The following is an 18,609-nucleotide window of genomic DNA, read 5'->3' as shown; positions in this document are numbered from 1 at the left end:
CAGGGAGACAACAACATGTATTCAGATATTCACATTCACACCTCATTTTCCAGCGACTCCAACACCCCCATAGAAGACCAGGTGGAGCGGGCCATCCGCCGCGGCATGAAGCAGATCTGCATCACGGACCATCAGGACTACGACTACCCGCCTTGGCACAGCATCTATCTGCTGTCCGAAACAGGGGATGTGGACAGTTACCTGAAGAAGCTCCAGGAGGTTCAGGCAGCCTATGCCGACCGGATTGAGATGCTGATCGGCATTGAGTTTGGACTTCAGCCCCATCTGGTGGAGCGGCATAACCGGGAGTACGGCCAGTATCCCTTTGACTATGTCATCGGCTCCACCCATTGCTTCAGCGGGCGGGATACGGAGGACCAGACTCTATACAAGGGACGGTCCAAGGAGGAGGCCGTCCGGGAATACTTCCAGACGGAGTTGGATAATATCACACTGACGGATGGATTTGACTCCATCGGGCACTTGGACTTTGTCCTGCGGGATATTCCCGGGAAGAACGAGGGCTTCACTTACCGCCAGTATGGAGACATTCTGGATGAGCTGCTGAAAACGGCCATCCGGAAAAACAAGGCTCTGGAACTGAACACGAAATCCCTGGTCATCGGCATGCGGGACTCCAGTCCCGGCGCCGACGTGTTCAGACGCTACCGGGAGTTGGGCGGCGAGCTGGTGACCCTTGGCTCTGACGCGCACTTCCCGGAGCGGATTGGAGGATGCTTTGATATTGCCGGCGAGATTTTAAAGGATGCGGGATTCAAGTACTACTGCATCTACAAAAAACACCAGCCGGTCTTCCTTCCGCTTTGAGATAAGCCCGCGGCAGCATGTCTGCCGCGGGCCTTTTTCCCCGGTATACTCTGACGGAAAGGATGACAGAATGGAAGAATTGGAGTATTTGAGAGAACTCAATACGGCGTCTGTATGTTTGCGTCTGACATTGGCGGTGGTATTTGGCGGAATCATCGGCATGGATCGGGAGCATAAGCGCCGTCCGGCGGGATTTCGAACCTATATGCTGGTCTGCCTGGGCGCGGCGCTGACCATGGTGCTGAGCCAATACGAGGAATTGATGCTGCGCACCGAATGGGCGGATGCATTCGACGCCGTTGGCGTGAAGACCGACGTCACCCGCTTTGGTGCCCAAGTCATCAACGGAATCGGCTTTTTAGGCACCGGCACCATCCTTGTGACAGGACAGCGGGAGGTGAAGGGTCTGACCACGGCGGCGGGGCTCTGGGCCTCGGCCTGCATGGGCCTTGCCATCGGTGCCGGTTTTTATGAATGCATGCTTCTGGGCTTCGTCGCCATTTTCCTCAGCATCCGGCTTTTTCCCTGCATTGAGGACCTGGCCATGGCCAATTCCCGGAACATGAACCTCTACGTGGAGTTCGTCTCCCTGGAGCGGATGGGGGAGTTCATCAGCGAAATCAAGGCCAGAGGCATCCGGATTTTTGATGTGGAGATCGAGCGGTCCATGGACCACAGGCATCTGCAGCATTCCAGCGCGGTATTCTATCTCTATCTGCCCAAAAAGCAGTCCCATACCCAGTTGGTGACATCCCTGTCCTGCTGCCCGGATGTCTATGCCATCGACGAGATCTGAAAGGAGAAGCCATGCTGGAGTGTTTTTCCTCCCTTCGGGGAATGGACTTATGGGGCATCAGCGCAAGGGTTGTGCTGGCGGTGCTCTGCGGCGGACTGATCGGCATCGAGCGGGAGCACAAGCGCCGCCCAGCCGGATTCCGCACCCACATCCTGATCTGCCTGGGCGCCGCTATGACCACCGCCACCGGACAGTACTTATATGTGGTCATGCGATACCCCACCGATGTGGCCCGGATGGGGGCGCAGGTCATCGCCGGAGTCAGCTTTATCGGCGCCGGAGCCATTATTATGACCAAGCGCCGCCGGGTGCGGGGACTGACCACCGCCGCCGGGCTCTGGGTGGCGGCCATCGTGGGGCTTTGCTGCGGCGCCGCCTTTTACGAAGGGGCTCTCTATGCCACCGTGCTGGTGCTGGTAGCGGAGGTGTTCTTTTCCCGGCTGGAGTATCGCCTTTTGCGCAACGTGCGGGAGATCAATGTATACGTGGAGTACGCCAGCCCCTCCTGCCTCACGGGGATCATGGAGCACTGCCATACCTCAGGCGTCAAAGTGGTGGACGCGGAGATCACCAAAAAGGGCGGGGAGTCCAACAGCGCCTGCGCGATTTTCACGCTGCAGACGCGAAAGGGCTCCGACCACGGCCGCATCCTTCAGGAAATCGCCAGGGCCGAGGGCGTTCTCTTAGCGGAAGAGGTATAGCGTCTGAGAGCGGTCTGGCTTAGAATAGCGGCGGAGACGGAAAAACACGTCTCCGCCGCATTGCGCATCACCGCACGATGAGCGTTAGCCGCTGCCCAAGGCGGGAGAGCAGCTCGTTGGTGATCGTGCCGCAGGAGACGGCAAGCCGCTCCGCTGAGATGCAGTGGGGGCCGTCCTGGCCGATGAGCGTTACCACGTCGCCGGCCGCCGCATCGGCACAGTCCGTCACATCCACCAGCAGCTGGTCCATGAACATCCTGCCCACCATGGGGCAGCGCTGGCCGTGAATCAAAACCGTGCCGCCCCGCTGGGGCAGGTCCCGGGGCAGACCGTCGGCGTAGCCGATGGACACCGTGGCCAAACGGGTCTCCCGCCGGGTCTGGAAGACCTTGCCATAGCCGGCCCACTCCCCCGCGTCAAGGGTGCGCACCGAGGCAACGCGGCTTTTCAGGGACAGCACCGGCTGCAGCGCCAGGGGGTGGTACACGGCGGAGCTGCTGCTGTAGACGCCGTAGAGCGCGATTCCAATCCGGGCATAGTCGCAGCGCTGGGGAGGAAGATTCCAAACCGCATAGCTGGACTGGATATGGACCTTGCCCGGACGGCAGCCCATGAAGCGCAGGGCGTCCACTGCCTCCTGAAACTGCTCCAGCTGAGAGCGGGTGCGCTCCATGTCCTCCTTGCAGAGGCTGTCGCAGTCGCTTAAGTGGGAGAAGGTTCCGTCAACACGAAGGTGCCTGAGCCGATAAAGGCGCGCCAGCTGCTCGTGGTCTCCGGCGTCGACGCCCAGGCGGTGCAGCCCCGTATCCACGGCTACGTGGACATGGAGCGGCAGCTTCCGGGCGGAAAGGGCCTGGGCATGGGAGAGGTCGGCTACCGCCTGGGTCAGGCGGTAGCGGAAGAGAAGGGGCGCTTCCGTGGGATCGGTATACCCAAGGATCAGGATGGTCCCCCGGATTCCCGCCCTGCGCAGAGCGACCCCCTCCGCCAGGCAGGCCACGGCAAATTCGCGGATGCCCTGGCGCTGAAGGGCGCGGGCCACCGGAACCGCGCCGTGGCCATAGGCATCGGCCTTGACCACCGCCATCAACCGGCAGCCGGGGCTCAGGACGGAGCGCAGGGCCTTTGCATTGGTTTCAAGGGCGCCGATATCTATCTCCCGCCAGGCACGGGCATCCTTTCGGGGCCGGCGGGGCAGGAGGATAAGCGCCGAGAGCAGGCAGCTCAGCGTCAGTACGGCGGCGAAATGGAAAAGGCTGTTTTCTATCAGCAGACCATTCAGGCGGAGAACTTTTGCCCCGCCCCGGACCAGTACGATGCACCAAGGATGCAGCAGGTAGATCAGCGCGGACAGGCGGCGGCCGGTCCGGTTTTCTCCGCTGTTCGCGCTTAAGAGAAGGGAGAACAGGAAGACCATGCACAGAGGCAGAAAGAGGTACATGCTGTCGTGGCGCTGTACGCCAAAGCTGCGGAGCAAAAACGCCTCGGCTGTCATGGCCGCAAAGGAGGATGCCAGCCCCGCGGCGGCGACCGCGGGCCGGAGCGAGATGCCCACCGCCCCAAGCAGCAGGAACAGCGGCGCGAAAAAAAGGCCGTTGCGGGTGTGGGAGAAGAGCTGGAACACGCCGTCATAGAGGGCCTTTAAGCCGGGAATCTGAACCGCCAGACCATAGTAGCTGTCTCCGCCCAGTCCAACAAGGTAGAGAAGAGCCGCCCCGGTAAGGGCCAAAGGCAGCTTTAGGCGGAGAAGCCCCTTGGCAAGAAGAACACCCACAACCAGGGCGGGAAAATACCACAGGTGGTAGAGCGTGCCCTCCACCAGCAGCCGCCTGACCCACTCCCACGGGGAAAAGCCGCCCTGGTACCAGTTGAGGGGCAGGTAGAGCAGCACTGCGCCACCATAGAGCGCCAGAGTCTTTTTGAGAAATGACCTGGTGGAGACCCAGCCCTTTTGAGCGAGAAAGTACCCGCTGACCATGAAGAAAAAGGGCACCGCCACTCTCCCAAGGATGCGGGTGAGGAAGAAGTCCCCCGCCTGCGTATAGCTTGTTAAGGGGGAGGTGTGAATGGCCACCACCAGAACGGCGGCCGCCACCCGGAAGAGGTCCAGGGCGGCATGGGAGCTGCGCTGTTTCATCATCCCGCCTCCCATACCGTCACCACAAAACCGGAGGCGTTGTCTCCGGATATCTGGCAGCAACCCTCTTCCGGCAGGGAAATCTCCGTTTCCTGCCCCATGCAGGGGACATAGCGGACCTCCACGGCCCTGCCGTTATCCAGGACGCAGCGCCGGGGCGTCTGGGCCAGAAAGCCGGAATACTCCTCCAGGCACAGGCCCTGCTCCGTCATCAGCGCGGCGTGGGGAGCGCCCACGTACCGGAAGTGCCAGGGCTCCGCCGCGATTCCCGTCAGGTGGGTCTGATGGGCCTGATAACGCTCAATAAAGCCGTACTTTACCGACGCGGCGCGAAAGCGGCCCCAGATGCCGTGATAGGGGAAGTCCGGACGGAGGAAGTCAATGTGGGGCGCGGCCCTGCCCAGGTCGACGGCCAGACCGGTCTGGTGCTCGCTGCACCCGGGATAGGCCACGTATTGCGCCGTGAACGCCTCCCCCTCCTGGTGGAGAGTCTCGTCCCAGATGCGCCGCTGCTCTTCCGCGCTGCGCCAGCCGGACACGGGGACGATCTGCGCTCCGCCGTTCAGCGACTGGATGCAGGCCGACAAAAGGGCGGCGGCCTGCTTTTCCAGCGCCACCGCCGGACACCGGGAGTCCACCGGGACGCATTCCGGCGGCGGAGCGGGCCGGAGGGGATGACTGCGGTTGACCAGGATCAGCGGCCCCCGGCCAAGCCGGTCCCTTGTGATGGTGACGGTCCTCATCGCTCCACCCCCAGTTCGATCAGGCGGCTCACCAGGTCTGTGAAGCTCAGTCCGATGCCTCCCATCATGGTGGGATAGCGGCTGTGGGCCGTAAAGCCGGGGATGGTGTTGACCTCGTTGAACACAATCTCTCCCTGCGGCGTGAGGAACAGGTCCACCCGGGCGAAGACCCGGCAGCCCAAGGCTCTGTAGATGCGCCGGGCCGTCTCCTGAAGCTCCGCGGCCTTTTGAGCGCTGATGCGGGCCGGACAGTGGATGGCTGAGGTTTTCAGGGTGTACTTCTCCTCAAAGTTGAAAAATCCCTGGCTCAGCTCGATCTCGTCCACCAGGCCCACAGTCAGTTCCCGGTTTCCCAGCACCGCTACGCCAACTTCAAAGCCGGGGACGGCCTCCTCCATGAGAATCTGGCTGTCGTGGGAGAAGGCCTGGGCCGCCGCGAGGCCAAGCTGCCCCGGCTCCTCCACCCGGGTGACGCCATAGGAGGAGCCGGCCCGCACCGGCTTGATAAAGAGCGGATAGCCAAGCCCGGAGGCCGCCTGGCGGATTGCCGGCAGCTGGGCGCCGCAGTCAAAAACCGCGCTGCGGGGCACCCGCACGCCGGCCAGGGCCGCTATTTTGTGGGATCGGTCCTTGTCCATGCACAGCGCGCTGGAGAGCGTCCCGCAACCCACAAGAGGGACTCCGGAGAGCTCGAATATCCCCTGGACGGTGCCGTCCTCGCCGTTTTTTCCATGGAGCACCGGAAATGCCAGGTCAAAGGACAGGGCCCGGGCGCTGCCATCCAAGAGCAAAAGGGCGTGGCTGTGCCGGTCCAGGCGCAGGGTGCAGGGAATGCAGGAGGATCGGTCCTCCTGCCAGGAGTCCTCCGGCAGAGCCTCCAGAGGTCCGGTGTAGAGGAGCCACGTTCCGTCCCGGGTGATGCCCACCGCCAGGGGGCGGTACCGCCGGGGGTCCATATGGGTCAGCACCGCGTAGGCGGACTGGAGGGATACGCCGTACTCGTCGGAGCAGCCGCCAAAGAGAACAAGAATGGTTTTTTGTGTCATCTGAGAGTACCTCCTTGCAAAAAAATCGCCTTTCCTTGTCACCTGAATGGTAACAAAGAAAGGCGATGGATATCTGTGTCATTTCCTGAGGAATCCTTGAAAAATTCCTGTGCAATTCTTGCGATTTTCTTACGGCTGGGCATTGCCGGGAAGAAGAATGTCAAAGGTGATGCGGTTATCCGCGCTGTGAGCCCGGATGCGCCCGCCGTGAAGCTCTACAATCTCCCGGGCAATGGCAAGTCCCAGGCCCGCGCCGCCGGTCTGGCTGGTCCGGGCGGCGTCCAACCGGAAAAACTGCTCAAAAATGCGCTCAAGCTTCTCTGCGGGAATGGTCTTGCCCTCATTGGTGAAGGAGAGCGCGATCTCCCCCTTCTCCTGCCGGGCCGTGATCTCCACGGCCGTCCCCGGAAAGCTGTAGTAAAAGGCGTTGCGCAGCAGATTGTCAAAGACCCGGGCCAGCTTGTCCGGATCGCAGTCATAGACCAGGGACCGGGGCAGATCCAGGCGGCAGGTGAGCTGCTTTTCAGCGAACTGGGGCGCAAACTCACTGGCCACCTGCTGGAGCATGCGGGTAAGGTCCACGGGAGAGGTCTCCAGCTCCAGGTGGGTCAGGTTGAAGCGGGTGATGTCGAAAAATTCGTTGATTAGGTCCTCAAGACGCTCCGCCTTGTCTAAGGCAATGCCGGTGTAGCGGCACCGCAGCGCGTCGGAGAGCTGGGGCTCGTCCCGCAGCAGCGTCAGATAACCGATTACACTGGTCAGGGGCGTTTTGAGATCGTGGGCCAGGTAGACCACAAGGTCATTTTTTCGCTGCTCCGCCTCCCGGGCCGCCTGGGCGTCCCGCAGGGCCTGCTGACGGACCAGATTCAGTTCGTCCTCAACGTTTTGCATGGCCGGCGGCAGCACAATGGCCGCGTCGGTGGGCTGGGCCAGCTGCTCCGCGGCGGCGATCACCTCGTCCAAATAGCGCAGAGGCTTTCGGAAAAAGAAGTAGGTGATTACGGCCCATCCGCTTATGAGGCAGAGCCCCCCCACCAGCAGAATATACTCCCTGACCCATTGGAGGGGCCTGTATAACAGCTCATCCCCATGCCAGGTGATGGAGTTGCAGACCCGCCAGCCAACCAGAACAAAGCCCACAAAGCCCACGACAAATACGATCATTGCGACCAAGTATTGCAGCATCAGGCTGTTGGACAGCTGGCTGCGATAGGTTCCCTTCCTACTCAATGGTATACCCCACCCCCCACACGGTCTTGATGAATTTGGGCTTGCGGCTGGGCTCATGCATCTTCTCCCGCAGCCGGGCGATGTGGCTCATAACCGTATTGTTGCTGTCCATGTATTTTTCACCCCAGACGGCCTCAAAGAGCTCCTCGCTGGACACCACCTTGCCCCGGTGCTCACAGAGGTGCCAGAGGATGGAAAATTCCAGAGGGGTCAGCGGCAGCTCCTGGCCGAAAAGGCTGCACTTGTGGGTGGCTTTGGAGATCTGAAGTCCGCGAACATCATACTCCGTGGCCTCCTCCTGAGGCGCGGAGGCCGTATTGTAGCGGGTGTAGCGGCGCAGCTGGGTCTTGACCCGGGCCATCAGTTCCAGCGGGTTGAAGGGCTTGGTGATGTAGTCGTCGGCGCCTAAGGTGAGTCCCATGATCTTGTCCATATCCTCCACCCTTGCGGTGAGCATCAAAATGGGGAAGAGGTGGTTCTCCCGGATTTTCTGGCACAGGGCAAAGCCGTCCATGTCCGGCAGCATCACATCCAAAATGGCCAGGTCCGGCTCCGTGTGCTCCACACAGTCAAGGGCGTCCGCGGCGTTGTGGAACTTGTGGACGCCGTACCCCTCGTTTTTCAGATAGACCTCTACCAGATCGGCAATGGCCGCCTCATCGTCAACAATCAAAATCTCTGCCATGGCTCATTCCTCCATCGGATTGCATGCACTGAGCAGCATATGTCCCATTATACCGCCGGAGGAGAAAAACCACAATCGTTTTCAAAAGTTGGGCTTGAGGGGCCGGGTTTTCTGAAAGGCTGCGTGCAAATGGGAAACAGCTGTGCTATCATAAAGGCAAACCTGTTTTTCGGCTTGCGGAAATGAACCGCCCTTGCCATGGCCGGGCCGCCGATTGGATGGAGGGGAAGGCAAAACTACTACAGGAGGGAACACGATGAGTCAGATGTTTTTGGAGCAGACCATGCTTGGGATGACGTGGGAAGAGGTGGAGGAGGCCGCCCGCCGCCGGGCGGTTGTGCTGCTTCCTGTGGGTGTGGTGGAGGCCCACGGGCCCCATCTCCCCCTGGGCACCGATATCTATACGTCGGTCATCCAGGCTTTTGCGGTTATGGAGTCCTGGAAGCGGGAGGGCATCTCCTCGCTGGTGGCGCCGCCATTCTACTGGGGCGGAATCCAGGCGCTGACCCGACAGTTTCCCGGCTCCTTTACGGCCAGCAGGGAGACCATCGTCCGCTTGGTGAAGGAAATACTGGAGAGCCTTGACAGAGCAGGCTTTGAGCGGGTCGTGTTTTTCAACGTACACGGCGACAATTTCCACCAGGAGGCCATGATGGAGGCCGTCCGGTCGGCCAATAAGGAGCTTTCCCTCCGGGCCTACTGGCCGGTTTATGAAAACGAACTTTCCCGCAGGGGGCTCCGGGGAGATGAGGACTTTGCAATTGTGCTGCATTTTGAGGAAGAGGACTTTTATACGGTTCAGCGGGAGGGATCGGACGGGTTTGACGTCCACGCCGGCGCCTTTGAGACGGCCGCCATGCGGGAACTGATTCCGGAGCTGGTGCGCGAGACGGCGATCCCCTCCCTGAAGCCCACGCAGCTACGGGGAGAACAGATCGGAAAGTGGCGGTCGGGAAACCGGGAGGACCGGGATTTGATTCCCCAGGGCTACTGCGGCGACCCGGCGCTCAGCGCGTACCTCCGCTACGACGCGGAGCGGCACCACGCGTGCCTTGCCCGGGCCCTTGCGCTGGCACTGAATCTGCCGGGCGGAGAACGGCTCTGATGGGCGGGGCCGGCGGCCTATGGGAGAAAAAGTTTTAAAAGAGGAAGCACGCAAAAGGCGTGCTTCCTCTTTTAAAATACAGTGGATGAAGGATGAGTGCGAACAGGGCTGCGGAAGGGAAAACGCCGCCCCATTGGTTTTCGGAAAACTTTTCCTATACGACAGATTTTACACGGCCGGCTTCTGACGGACCAGCGCAATTACGCAGATGCTCCGCATTTTTTATTGTTTCATCAAATGAACCGCAAATCCGCCGATTTCATCATGCAGATAGACATTTACAAGTTCTCCCCGCGCGTTATATTCGGCGGTTCCGTCAATGTCCAGCTGGACGCCCTTCGCCTTCAGGTCCGCCAGCGCCTGTTCCATATTGGATACCCGAAGTCCTATGTGGCCGTTGGTCCCCCGGAATGGGATGCGGATGCACTCAAACATTGCCCCTGCAAAATAGGACTTGCTTCCCGATTTGATTTCCAGCCCGAACAGGTCCGCCAACTGACTCGCTGTTTTTTGGGCCTCAGATTCGCTTCCCAGATTGATTCCAATATGCGCCAACTCGTAAATAGGTTTGCTTTTCATAAAGACACCTCAAAGCCATCCCAGGCTCCTGGCAGGTTACTTCCAATATTCGTCTATGTGAGCGGCAATATCCAGGGCTCGGGTAATCATTTCCTCACGGTAACGGGTGGTATACGCATCGTAATTGTCTTGGGGATCTCGGCTGTAGGTGGTTTTGAACACGCCGGTGCGCTTCATGTAGTACTTGTGGTAGATGCGGTTGAGTCCCGGCTGGCGGGTGAAACAGACGCAGGGCAGGGAATCAAAGAACAGCCTCGCACCAGCTTCCCGGCTCTTGTTATGGTACAGCTTGTAGATGTTGCTGAAGATTTCAAACATGCCCGAGGGCATCAGCCCATCCAGCCCGCGGTCATATCCTTCCAGGGAGTGATGGCTCTCATCCGCGCCGTAGTACAGCATCTCGTTGCCGGTGGCGGCCTTCAGCGCCGTGCATTTTCGGTTGGCCACCTGTAGGTCGCATTTGAGTGCGCGCACAGATTCCAGTTCATTGAATAACCGTGCGGCCACCTCCACCGGGATGCCATCCCCGCTCTCGAGGTCGTCATCCTGCAGACAGAGAAAGTCCGGGTGCAGGGCATCCACCGCCTGGACCAGTTTGATATAGTCCTCGGCAGGACCCTTGCGGGGGCTCCAATGCGTATTGATATTGAGGCCGTCGGCTCCCAGGTCCAGATACAGTTTGCTCTGCTCCACCAGTTCCTTTTCTGTGGGCCCGGGCAGGTTGGGCATCAGGAACAGTTGATCCCCACAGATTTTTTTCGCGGTGGTGAACAGACTGATCTGTTCCTCCAGCGTCAGGTATTTGATCTCGCTGGCGCCACAGGGCACTAAAAATCCAGTCAGCCCGGCATCAAGGCCCCACTGAAACTCCCTCTCCAGGGATTCATAGTCGATATTGCCGGCCTCGTCAAAGGGTGTGATCACGGTTGCAATCACACCGCGCGGTTCCGTCTTTCCTTTCATCTTTCCATATCCTTTCCGAAAATCAGTTCATCCCGCGCCGCTTATCCGCATCCAGCGTTTCGGCGATCGCGCTGACAGCCGCATTGCTAAGCCCGCAGAAAGGCGCTCGGCAGGGCCCCACCGGAAATCCTGCAAGATTGGTAGCTTTTTTTGTAATGGTATTGGGATTTCCGTATTTAAAGCAGTTCCGGATGGGCCGGATGGATTCCTGTGCGGCCCGGGCGGCCTCCAAGTCCCCCTTCTTAAAATTCTGGTAGATAGAAACCATGACGTGGGGGTAAATATTTGCAACGGCAGTGATTCCTCCGCAGCCTCCGGCCAGCAGATTCCAAAAGATCAAAGAGTCATTTCCGGACAGTACACTGAAAGATGAGCTGTCTGTTTTTTCAATATACTGAAGCATGTTGTCAAAGTTGCCGCTGGAATCTTTGATGCCGACGATCCCGTCCACCTGGCTCAGCTTGGCCACCGTATCCGGCGCCAGGTTATTGCCGGTCCGGGCGGGCATGTTGTACAGTACAATCGGCAGGTCCACTGCTTTTGCCAGAACTGTGTAGTGGCTGGTCAATTCATCCTGAGAGATGGCGGCAAAATAGGGGCTGATCACACTGAGCACATCCGCGCCGCAGTCCGCCGCGATTTGGGACATCCGGATGGTTTCCCTGGTCCCGGGCATTCCTGTACCTGCATAGACGGGCACCCGGCCATTGACCTGGTCGACCACGGTCTTGATGACTGTGATTTTTTCCTCTTCACTGAGAATATACGCCTCGCCGTTTGTGCCGAGACAGAAAACACCGTTGGCGCCGGCTTCGATATGGCGCTCCACCTGACGCCGAATCTCTTCTGTGTTAAGGCTTTCATCGTCATGCATGCATGTTACCATGGCGGCGATGATCCCCTGCGGTTTGAAGGACATATCTTTCCTCCTCGCTTTCCTCTAATTTGGAGCGGCTGTGGAAACCGGGGATTCCTGCGTTTCCCGGGAATTGTCCCCGCTGTGCTTGTTTCTGTTTCGACGGATCACCTGCTCCACGATGATGGCGACAGCGATGGCAATGCCGATATAGTCGCTGATGGCCTCCGGGATACAGGTGCAGACGCCCGCGATCACCATGGCAATCCGCTCCCAGGCCTTAAAGGGAATAAAAATATAGCCAGCTAATCCCGTGGTCAAAAATATGGTGCCCATGGCCAGGATACCCGTGTCATGAATGATATCGAACAGGCTGCCCTCCATCAGGATACCGGGCTGATACACAAATACGAACGGCGCAAGAATTGCGCACAGCGCAAAGCTGAATGCTTTCCATCCGGTCTTCCAGGGGAAGGCGTCCGCGATGCCTGCCGCGGTATAGGAAGCCACGCAGACCGGAGGCGTAATCTGCGCGAAAATGCCGAAATAGAACAAAAACATATTGGCGGCCAAAGGCGAAATCTCCATGGCCCGCAGCGTGGGGTAAAATAGGACATATGCCGTCAGGTAGGCGGCCACAGTGGGAAGCGCCATGCCAAGGAACATACAGCCGATCATGGCAATTATCAGACCGATCCACATTAATCCCCTGTCCCCCAAGGAGGTGATCACGCCGGAGAGCCGTGTGGCAAGTCCGGAAATGGTGACAATGCCAATGATGATGCCGCAGCCGTTAATTGGCTGGGAGATGCCGGATGAAAGCTTTGTGGCATTGAGGAGCTGGTCGACGATATACAGGGGGCCATGGCGCATCTGGGGGCTGACGATATTGATGATCAAAACCGCGGCGATCGCACAGAGGGCGGCGCGCTGCAATGTGTATCCGATGCCGATGACAATCATCAGGACAAGGATGGGAGAAAGCAGGTAAAGCCTGGGCAGGATTGGCTTTGACTTGACCTGCATGGGCTTGTAATTGGTAAGTTTCGCCCGCTTTTTCGCCAACAGATGGACCAGAAGCAAAATGGCCATGTAATAGATGCAGGCGGGCAATGTGGCTGCCGCGCATATTTTCAGATAGGAAATGCCCAGCAGTTCCGCCATAATGAAGGCGCCGTCGCCCATGATGGGAGGCATAATCTGCCCACCTGTGGAGGCGCAGGACTCAATCGCTCCTGCTTCCTCCGGCTCATAGCCAACGCTTTTCATCAAGGGGATGGTAATAACTCCGGTACCGGCCACATTGGCCGCGGCGCTGCCGGAGATCATGCCCATCAGGCCGCTGGAAATCACGGCGGCTTTGGCGGGTCCGGAGTTGTCCTTGGACTTGGACCCAAGACTCATGCCAAGATCGATCAGGACCTCGCCGCCTCCACAGGTGGCGAACAGCGCGCCGAAGACCATGATCCAATACAAGAACCCGGAGCCGGCGCCTGCTGCCTGTCCGTAAATACCGTTATTCCCCATGATCAGCAGATCCACCAGTTTCTCAAAGGTCATGCCGTCGTAATGGAGGATTCCCGGCAGATAGCGGCCGGCAAACGCGTAGGCCAAAAACACCAGGCAGAAGACGGTCAGGGCCTTGCCCACAGTGCGGTAGATGGCGCAAATGATCATAACGACCAGCAGCACGCATTCCACCTTGTCCACCAGCAGGACGGGATCCAAAAAGGGGATGCGCCTCAGGATCCGGCTGTACTGGGAAAGCGTATACCAGATATGATAGGGAAAGGTTACAAAAACGAACCAGTCTATGGCGGTATTTCCAATGTTCACAAACTTTGATTTTCCATCTCGTTTCGCGGGATTATATAAAAAGCAGATAAGGCCGGTAAAAGAGACATAGATGGGGCGAAGAATCAATGGAGGCAGGGGATCAATAAAGGTTCGGTAAAGCTGAAAGAGCAAATATGCAAGGGTTGCCCAGACCGCAGCAGTTGCGCGGGGCGTTTCCCGGATCAGCGTCTTCCGGATGTGCTCTCCCACAGAGAGCCTTTCCTTGTTTTCTGTAGCCATATGGATTCACCTTTCATTGTGTGGATCAGCACGGCGGTATTCGGAGGGAAGGAGGGCCTTCCCTCCGAATATTGACACTATGTTTTACCTGTGCACGCCATAGCGCGGAAATTCGTTCAGGCGGGCTCGCCGACGTAAGTTCCGGCGTTATCCAGAACGCCGATTTCCTGATAGTATTGAACAGCGCCGGGATGCAGGGGGACCACGGTGACGGAGGTATCTACGATTTCTTTATAGGTGAGGCCACGAATAGAAGGAATCTCCTCGGCGAATTCATCCAGGTGTTCGCAGAAAATCCTGGTCAACGTATAAGCGGTCGCCTCGTCCAAATCGGTGCTGCAGATGAAGCTGGCACCGATGGCGGCGGATGGAGTGTCTTCTTCAAAGCGGTCAAACGCACCGGCATGAATGGTGGCGTTGCCAAACCCCCTGTCGATAAAGCCCTGGATAAGCTCATCGTCAATGGAGGTCATGATGACGTCGGTGGAGATGGCCAGTTCCGCGATTGAGGAGGATTCCTCAGAGCAGTGGCCGATCATCATATCGGCCTGGTTGTCCTGGAGCATCTCGCAGCAGGCGTCGCCGCTGGTGGTGACGATACGGCCGCCCCAGGACTCAAATTCCTCGAACGTATAGCCCAGGATTTCAAAGGTGTACTTCATGCAGGTGTAGTCGGAAGAGCCGACGTCTTCACAGCACAGAACGGCGGGATATTTGTTTTCCAGCACTTCCCGGATAGAAGTGTAGCCGGTCTTGTCATTGAATTTTTTGGTGGTGATCATCATGACGAAATCCATGGTTTTGACGCCCCACAACGCGCTGATATTGGTGTAGGGACCCCGGCTTTCCAAACCAACGGTGGCGGCAGATGCATTTTCACCGTCGCCCAAATCACACGAGCCCGCCTCGATCAGATAGCCTACAGAGGAATTGCCGGTGGAAATGGTCTCTTGCGTGATAGAAGAACCGGAAGGCAGATATTTTAAGAGCAGATTGATTTTTGTCGCGGCGTTGGTGTAGTTGGATGTTCCAGCGCCCTGGGTTGCATATTTCAATGACACAGGGGAGGTCAGCCACAGGGGATTGTCTACCGCTGAACCGGAGGATTCACTGCCCTTGCTCTCGGCGGGGGGATCGGATGTACCGCCGCAGCCGGCTGCAAAAGAAAGTATGGTTGCCAGGACAAGAATCAGAGCAAAAAATTTTTTCATATAAAATCTCCCTTTCTTTTATATTCACCACTCCCATATCAGGAGAAATGATCCTGTTTCCCGGAGAAATTTGCCAGCTGAATGGCGTAATCTATGGCGTTGACAAGGCTCAGCTCATTAGCGCGGCCGCTGCCGGCATGTCCGAATCCGGTGCCGTGGTCCACGGAAGAACGGATTATGGGCAGCCCAAGCGTCACATTGACTCCGGCTACGGCCTCCCAGCGCTGCGCCTCCCTGTTGTATACAAAGCCCTTGACCTTCAGAGGGATATGGCCTTGATCATGGTACATAGCCACTACAATATCATACCAGCCGCCGAGCGCTTTGGAAAACACGGTGTCCGGCGGGGTGGGCCTTTTCTCGGGGATGTGGATGCCTTCCGCCAGGGCGGCATCTATGGCCGGCTGAATTTGCTCTATTTCCTCGGTTCCGAACATGCCGTTTTCACCGCAGTGGGGATTCAGCCCGGCCACACCGATTCTTGGGGTTTTGATACCCAGCGCCCTGCAGCCGGCATCGGCAATGCGGATGCACTCCAGCACCCGGTCCTTCTTTACCCGGTCGCAGGCCTCCCGCAGGGAGACGTGGGTGGAGACATGGACCACCCGCAGCCCCTCGTGAGCCAGCATCATTGTGTACTCATTCGTGTGGGTATACTTGGCATAGATTTCAGTGTGTCCGGAATAGTGGTGCCCGGCCAGATTGATGGCTTCTTTGCTGATGGCATTGGTAACTGTCGCGCTGATCTCACCCGCCAGGGCAAGTTCGATGACCTTTTCCACATACTGGAAAGCCGCTTCGCCGCCAAGGGCGCAGGCCCCAACACCGAACGGACCGGGCTCATCCCTGTCGGAGATATCTGGAATCGCACTGGCCGGAACCAGGCCCATGTCGTAAACGTCAATGGTGCCATAGTCAAACCGCGCCTCACGGACATCCTTGATGCGCCGGATCTTCACGGAGCTGCCGGTCATTTTTCTGGCGATCTTTGCGGCATAGTCCATGCTGCTGGCATCGCCGATAACCAGAGGCCTGCAGCACTCATACACACCGGCGTGCATCAGCGCCTTTACGGTGATCTCCGGCCCGTTACCAAAGGGGTCTCCCATAGTGATGCCAAGAATAGGCAGATAAGCGTTTCCCATTGAGCCTTGTCCTTTCTTATTTTAGTTCAGCAGCAAATCTGCGTACAGCTTCCTGGCGTCGGCTTCCGTGACCACGCGGCAGTTGTTGTTCAAAAGCCGCTTGCAGTCCATGCCCAACGTGACCAGCGTCTCCAAATCCTCCGGCCGCACGCCGAATTCCTTGAGATCCGTGGGGATATGTACCTGCTGCACGATCCTGTCCAGCCAGTCCAGGACCCAATCCGCCTTGGCATTTTTGTCCAGACCGGGCTGGGGCACCAGCGCATCGCATACCTTTGCCAGCCGATCCGTGCAGTATGGCTTGTTAAAGCGCATGACCGACGTCAGCATCATGGCGTTGGAGACGCCGTGGGCAATATGATACTTTCCCCCCAAGGGATATGCCAGCGCGTGAACGGCCGTTGTCCCCGCGGCCGCGATAGAAACGCCGCCGTAGAATGCCGCCAGGAGCATGTTCTGCTTTGCGGCAAGATTTTCAGGCTGAGAGTAGGCATTTTCCAAATTTTCATAAATCAGCTTCAAAGCACCCAGTGCGTACAGGTCTGAAAACGGCGTGGCCTTATTGGAGGTATAGCATTCAATGGCGTGAGCCAGTGCGTCCACGCCGGTGGCCGCGCACACCTTCGGAGGCAGCTTTGACAGTAGTTCCGCATCCAGGATCACATAGTCTGCGATCATTTGCGGGTTTACAATCCCAATTTTCAGCTCTTTTTCAGGGACCAGCACGATGGAGTTGGGTGTTGCCTCGCTTCCGGTACCGGCGGTGGTGGGAAGCATTACCGCGGGGACTGTTTTGCGGGCGGCTCCGGGGGACTCCAGCAGGTCGAACACGGTGTACTCGTCTGTATCCAGCACAGAGCAAAGCTTTGCGACGTCCATGACGCTTCCGCCGCCTACGGCGACAATCAGGTCAGGCCGCTCCGCCCGAAACCGCCGGATCACCTCGTCTGCCTGATAGACGCTTGGTTCGGTGGGGAGGTCGTCAAACAGTGCAACCTCCACGCCTGCCCGTTTCAACTGCTTCAACGGTTTTTGCAGCAGCCCGTTTGCGGAAATGCCCCTGTCTGTGAACAGAACGGCTTTTTTGTGACCCTGAGCGATTTCTCCGACGGCGGCCGCTGCACCCTGCCCGCCGTAAACCTGAGCGGGCATTTTCAAAGCGTGATAATTCATACACAACGCTCCTCTTCTCCACGCTGATGATTGTTTGTCAAAAAATTGCGGATGTTCAAAAACACATGTTCAGAACCAAGACCGCCGGATTTTGTCACCATACCAAACCTCTGTCCGCCGATGCTGGCGATGGTGTACACCACGCCCGGCTCTATCTCGCAGACGGGCTGGATATCCTGTATCCCGACGGCATTGATGAGACCTCTCAACGTGTCCCCGCCTGTGACGGCGATTGTGCCCCGGAATCCCCGTTCGATGACCTGACCGATCAACCTCCCGCTGCCCTGGGCAAGGGAAAGCCCCTCCTCCATATTTTTCAGTTCTCCTGAGAGCGTACTGTGGGATTCGCCCCCCACTTCCACGATCGCACAGGCATTGTCCCGACAGAGCGTTTCGATTTTTTCAGTCAACGCAGGGAACTGTTCGGAGTTGGACGGCAGCAATTCATTCTGAAGAGACAAATAGGCAAACCCGTCCGACCTGGCCGCTGTGATTTGGCCGCGCGTGATTGGATTCATGCTGCCGGAAACCACAAGAAGGCCAGGCTCGCAGGTGAACTCCTTGGAGCGCCCGGACTTCTTCTTTTCCAGGAATCGCCCAAGGTGTGACGCGAAAGCCGCGCAGCCTGCCGTGAGCAATGTACCTGAAAAGCCGTGCTGCAGCAAATGTTCCGCCAACGCGTCCAGGCGTGCATCGGTTGTGGCGTCGTAAGCCAGTATCTGAATCTCGCTTCCCGGTACGGGAAAGGCTGTGCACTCTTTAATGGCATGAACCAGAATGCCGCTCTGCTGTCCGATGATTTCTCTCACGGAGGAGTGCCGGACCGGCTCAAACGGGTCTTTCCCAAATACGGACTGGCTGACGGGTTGTCCGTCAATATAGTGGATGCCGTTTATCGTCAAACGGTTCAGAGTCGGGTGGGCTGGCGCAAAGTGGACGGTCCCCTTCCCGTTTTCCGCCAGCGCGGCAAGCTCCGCGCCAATATTTCCCCGCAGAGCGGAATCTGTTTTTTTGTAAATCATTTGGAAGGGGACAAGCCGCGCCTTTTGAACCAGGCAGGCAACCACTTCAGCCGCCTTTTGCGGATGGAGATGCCGCGTCTCCGTATCCACAACGACCACATTACAGGCATCGGCTGCCGCTGCAAGATTTGTGTTTAAATTTGTTACAATGCGAGTGGAGACTCCAATTTGAGACAATTGTACACCTGTATCAATGGAACCTGTCAAATCATCAGCTAAAATCAACAATTTCATATTTGTTCATCCATTCTACACCAAGTTTCCCCTTCTTTTGTTTACATTATAGTAGACGCAATTGGTTGATATCAACAAG

The 18,609-nt window shown here is 58.0% G+C and carries 17 protein-coding genes; 4 read left to right on the top strand and 13 right to left on the bottom strand.

What is annotated here, in order from left to right:
* Positions 1 to 15: 15 nt before the first annotated feature.
* The 3 genes from KQI82_RS01160 to KQI82_RS01150 all read left to right on the top strand — a co-directional run bounded on the left by KQI82_RS01160 (position 16) and on the right by KQI82_RS01150 (position 2,325).
* Positions 16 to 828: a histidinol-phosphatase HisJ family protein gene (locus KQI82_RS01160; RefSeq protein ID WP_216557529.1), complete on the top strand. Its 813-nt coding sequence runs from the start codon at positions 16 to 18 to the stop codon at positions 826 to 828.
* 118 nt (positions 829 to 946) lie between these two features.
* Positions 947 to 1,624, top strand: coding sequence for an MgtC/SapB family protein (locus KQI82_RS01155; protein ID WP_241426582.1), 678 nt, complete (start codon positions 947 to 949; stop codon positions 1,622 to 1,624).
* An 11-nt stretch (positions 1,625 to 1,635) separates the two neighbouring features.
* Positions 1,636 to 2,325, top strand: coding sequence for an MgtC/SapB family protein (locus KQI82_RS01150; protein ID WP_216557523.1), 690 nt, complete (start codon positions 1,636 to 1,638; stop codon positions 2,323 to 2,325).
* Positions 2,326 to 2,392: 67 nt separating this feature from the next.
* On the opposite strand, the gene vanT is transcribed toward KQI82_RS01150, so the two are convergent.
* The 5 genes from vanT to vanR all read right to left on the bottom strand — a co-directional run bounded on the left by vanT (position 2,393) and on the right by vanR (position 8,166).
* On the bottom strand, positions 2,393 to 4,465 hold the full coding sequence (vanT, locus tag KQI82_RS01145) for a serine racemase VanT catalytic subunit (protein ID WP_241426581.1): 2,073 nt from the start codon (positions 4,463 to 4,465) through the stop codon (positions 2,393 to 2,395).
* Positions 4,462 to 5,205 (bottom strand): D-alanyl-D-alanine carboxypeptidase family protein, encoded by a 744-nt coding sequence (locus tag KQI82_RS01140; RefSeq protein WP_216557520.1) that lies wholly within the window; start codon positions 5,203 to 5,205, stop codon positions 4,462 to 4,464. The genes vanT and KQI82_RS01140 overlap by 4 nt, the downstream gene beginning before the upstream one ends.
* Entirely contained in the window at positions 5,202 to 6,251 is a 1,050-nt protein-coding gene (gene vanG / locus KQI82_RS01135; RefSeq protein ID WP_216557517.1) for a D-alanine--D-serine ligase VanG, read from the bottom strand. Before vanG ends, KQI82_RS01140 begins: the two co-directional genes overlap by 4 nt.
* 129 nt (positions 6,252 to 6,380) lie before the next feature.
* A complete protein-coding gene (locus KQI82_RS15920) occupies positions 6,381 to 7,481 on the bottom strand; it encodes a sensor histidine kinase (protein ID WP_241426580.1) in 1,101 nt (366 codons plus the stop codon).
* Positions 7,474 to 8,166: a VanR-ABDEGLN family response regulator transcription factor gene (vanR, locus tag KQI82_RS01125; RefSeq protein ID WP_216557514.1), complete on the bottom strand. Its 693-nt coding sequence runs from the start codon at positions 8,164 to 8,166 to the stop codon at positions 7,474 to 7,476. Before vanR ends, KQI82_RS15920 begins: the two co-directional genes overlap by 8 nt.
* A gap of 256 nt (positions 8,167 to 8,422) precedes the next feature.
* Between vanR and KQI82_RS01120 the strand changes: the two genes are divergently transcribed.
* Positions 8,423 to 9,271, top strand: coding sequence for a creatininase family protein (locus KQI82_RS01120; protein ID WP_216557511.1), 849 nt, complete (start codon positions 8,423 to 8,425; stop codon positions 9,269 to 9,271).
* A gap of 222 nt (positions 9,272 to 9,493) precedes the next feature.
* Here KQI82_RS01120 and KQI82_RS01115 read toward each other — a convergent pair whose 3' ends face one another.
* The 8 genes from KQI82_RS01115 to KQI82_RS01080 form a co-directional block, all read right to left on the bottom strand.
* Complete coding sequence (locus tag KQI82_RS01115; RefSeq protein ID WP_216557508.1) at positions 9,494 to 9,850, bottom strand: VOC family protein; 357 nt, start codon at positions 9,848 to 9,850, stop codon at positions 9,494 to 9,496.
* A 36-nt stretch (positions 9,851 to 9,886) separates the two neighbouring features.
* Positions 9,887 to 10,813: a dihydrodipicolinate synthase family protein gene (locus KQI82_RS01110; protein WP_216557505.1), complete on the bottom strand. Its 927-nt coding sequence runs from the start codon at positions 10,811 to 10,813 to the stop codon at positions 9,887 to 9,889.
* Between the two features lie 22 nt (positions 10,814 to 10,835).
* Positions 10,836 to 11,732, bottom strand: a complete 897-nt coding sequence (gene dapA / locus KQI82_RS01105; RefSeq protein WP_216557502.1) for a 4-hydroxy-tetrahydrodipicolinate synthase — start codon at positions 11,730 to 11,732, stop codon at positions 10,836 to 10,838.
* Positions 11,733 to 11,753: 21 nt separating this feature from the next.
* A complete protein-coding gene (locus KQI82_RS01100) occupies positions 11,754 to 13,745 on the bottom strand; it encodes a TRAP transporter permease (RefSeq protein ID WP_216557499.1) in 1,992 nt (663 codons plus the stop codon).
* Between the two features lie 116 nt (positions 13,746 to 13,861).
* Positions 13,862 to 14,956 (bottom strand): TAXI family TRAP transporter solute-binding subunit, encoded by a 1,095-nt coding sequence (locus tag KQI82_RS01095; RefSeq protein ID WP_216557496.1) that lies wholly within the window; start codon positions 14,954 to 14,956, stop codon positions 13,862 to 13,864.
* Between the two features lie 38 nt (positions 14,957 to 14,994).
* Positions 14,995 to 16,101, bottom strand: a complete 1,107-nt coding sequence (pdxA, locus tag KQI82_RS01090) for a 4-hydroxythreonine-4-phosphate dehydrogenase PdxA (protein ID WP_216557493.1) — start codon at positions 16,099 to 16,101, stop codon at positions 14,995 to 14,997.
* A 21-nt stretch (positions 16,102 to 16,122) separates the two neighbouring features.
* A complete protein-coding gene (locus tag KQI82_RS01085; RefSeq protein WP_216557489.1) occupies positions 16,123 to 17,274 on the bottom strand; it encodes an iron-containing alcohol dehydrogenase in 1,152 nt (383 codons plus the stop codon).
* On the bottom strand, positions 17,271 to 18,530 hold the full coding sequence (locus tag KQI82_RS01080; RefSeq protein WP_216557487.1) for a four-carbon acid sugar kinase family protein: 1,260 nt from the start codon (positions 18,528 to 18,530) through the stop codon (positions 17,271 to 17,273). Before KQI82_RS01080 ends, KQI82_RS01085 begins: the two co-directional genes overlap by 4 nt.
* Positions 18,531 to 18,609: the final 79 nt, after the last annotated feature.

Source organism: Dysosmobacter acutus (assembly GCF_018919205.1).
GTDB lineage: Bacteria > Bacillota > Clostridia > Oscillospirales > Oscillospiraceae > Oscillibacter > Oscillibacter acutus.
This window is presented reverse-complemented; position numbering and strand designations above follow the sequence as displayed.

Coding starts and splice junctions, on each gene's coding strand:
- KQI82_RS01100 (WP_216557499.1), bottom strand. CDS start 13,745: ATGGCTACAGAAAACAAGGAAAGGCTCTCTGTGGGAGAGCACATCCGG.
- KQI82_RS01115 (WP_216557508.1), bottom strand. CDS start 9,850: ATGAAAAGCAAACCTATTTACGAGTTGGCGCATATTGGAATCAATCTG.
- vanG (WP_216557517.1), bottom strand. CDS start 6,251: ATGACACAAAAAACCATTCTTGTTCTCTTTGGCGGCTGCTCCGACGAG.
- KQI82_RS01160 (WP_216557529.1), top strand. CDS start 16: ATGTATTCAGATATTCACATTCACACCTCATTTTCCAGCGACTCCAAC.
- KQI82_RS01140 (WP_216557520.1), bottom strand. CDS start 5,205: ATGAGGACCGTCACCATCACAAGGGACCGGCTTGGCCGGGGGCCGCTG.
- pdxA (WP_216557493.1), bottom strand. CDS start 16,101: ATGGGAAACGCTTATCTGCCTATTCTTGGCATCACTATGGGAGACCCC.
- KQI82_RS01080 (WP_216557487.1), bottom strand. CDS start 18,530: ATGAAATTGTTGATTTTAGCTGATGATTTGACAGGTTCCATTGATACA.
- KQI82_RS01095 (WP_216557496.1), bottom strand. CDS start 14,956: ATGAAAAAATTTTTTGCTCTGATTCTTGTCCTGGCAACCATACTTTCT.
- vanT (WP_241426581.1), bottom strand. CDS start 4,465: ATGATGAAACAGCGCAGCTCCCATGCCGCCCTGGACCTCTTCCGGGTG.
- dapA (WP_216557502.1), bottom strand. CDS start 11,732: ATGTCCTTCAAACCGCAGGGGATCATCGCCGCCATGGTAACATGCATG.
- KQI82_RS01110 (WP_216557505.1), bottom strand. CDS start 10,813: ATGAAAGGAAAGACGGAACCGCGCGGTGTGATTGCAACCGTGATCACA.
- KQI82_RS01085 (WP_216557489.1), bottom strand. CDS start 17,274: ATGAATTATCACGCTTTGAAAATGCCCGCTCAGGTTTACGGCGGGCAG.
- KQI82_RS01150 (WP_216557523.1), top strand. CDS start 1,636: ATGCTGGAGTGTTTTTCCTCCCTTCGGGGAATGGACTTATGGGGCATC.
- KQI82_RS01120 (WP_216557511.1), top strand. CDS start 8,423: ATGAGTCAGATGTTTTTGGAGCAGACCATGCTTGGGATGACGTGGGAA.
- vanR (WP_216557514.1), bottom strand. CDS start 8,166: ATGGCAGAGATTTTGATTGTTGACGATGAGGCGGCCATTGCCGATCTG.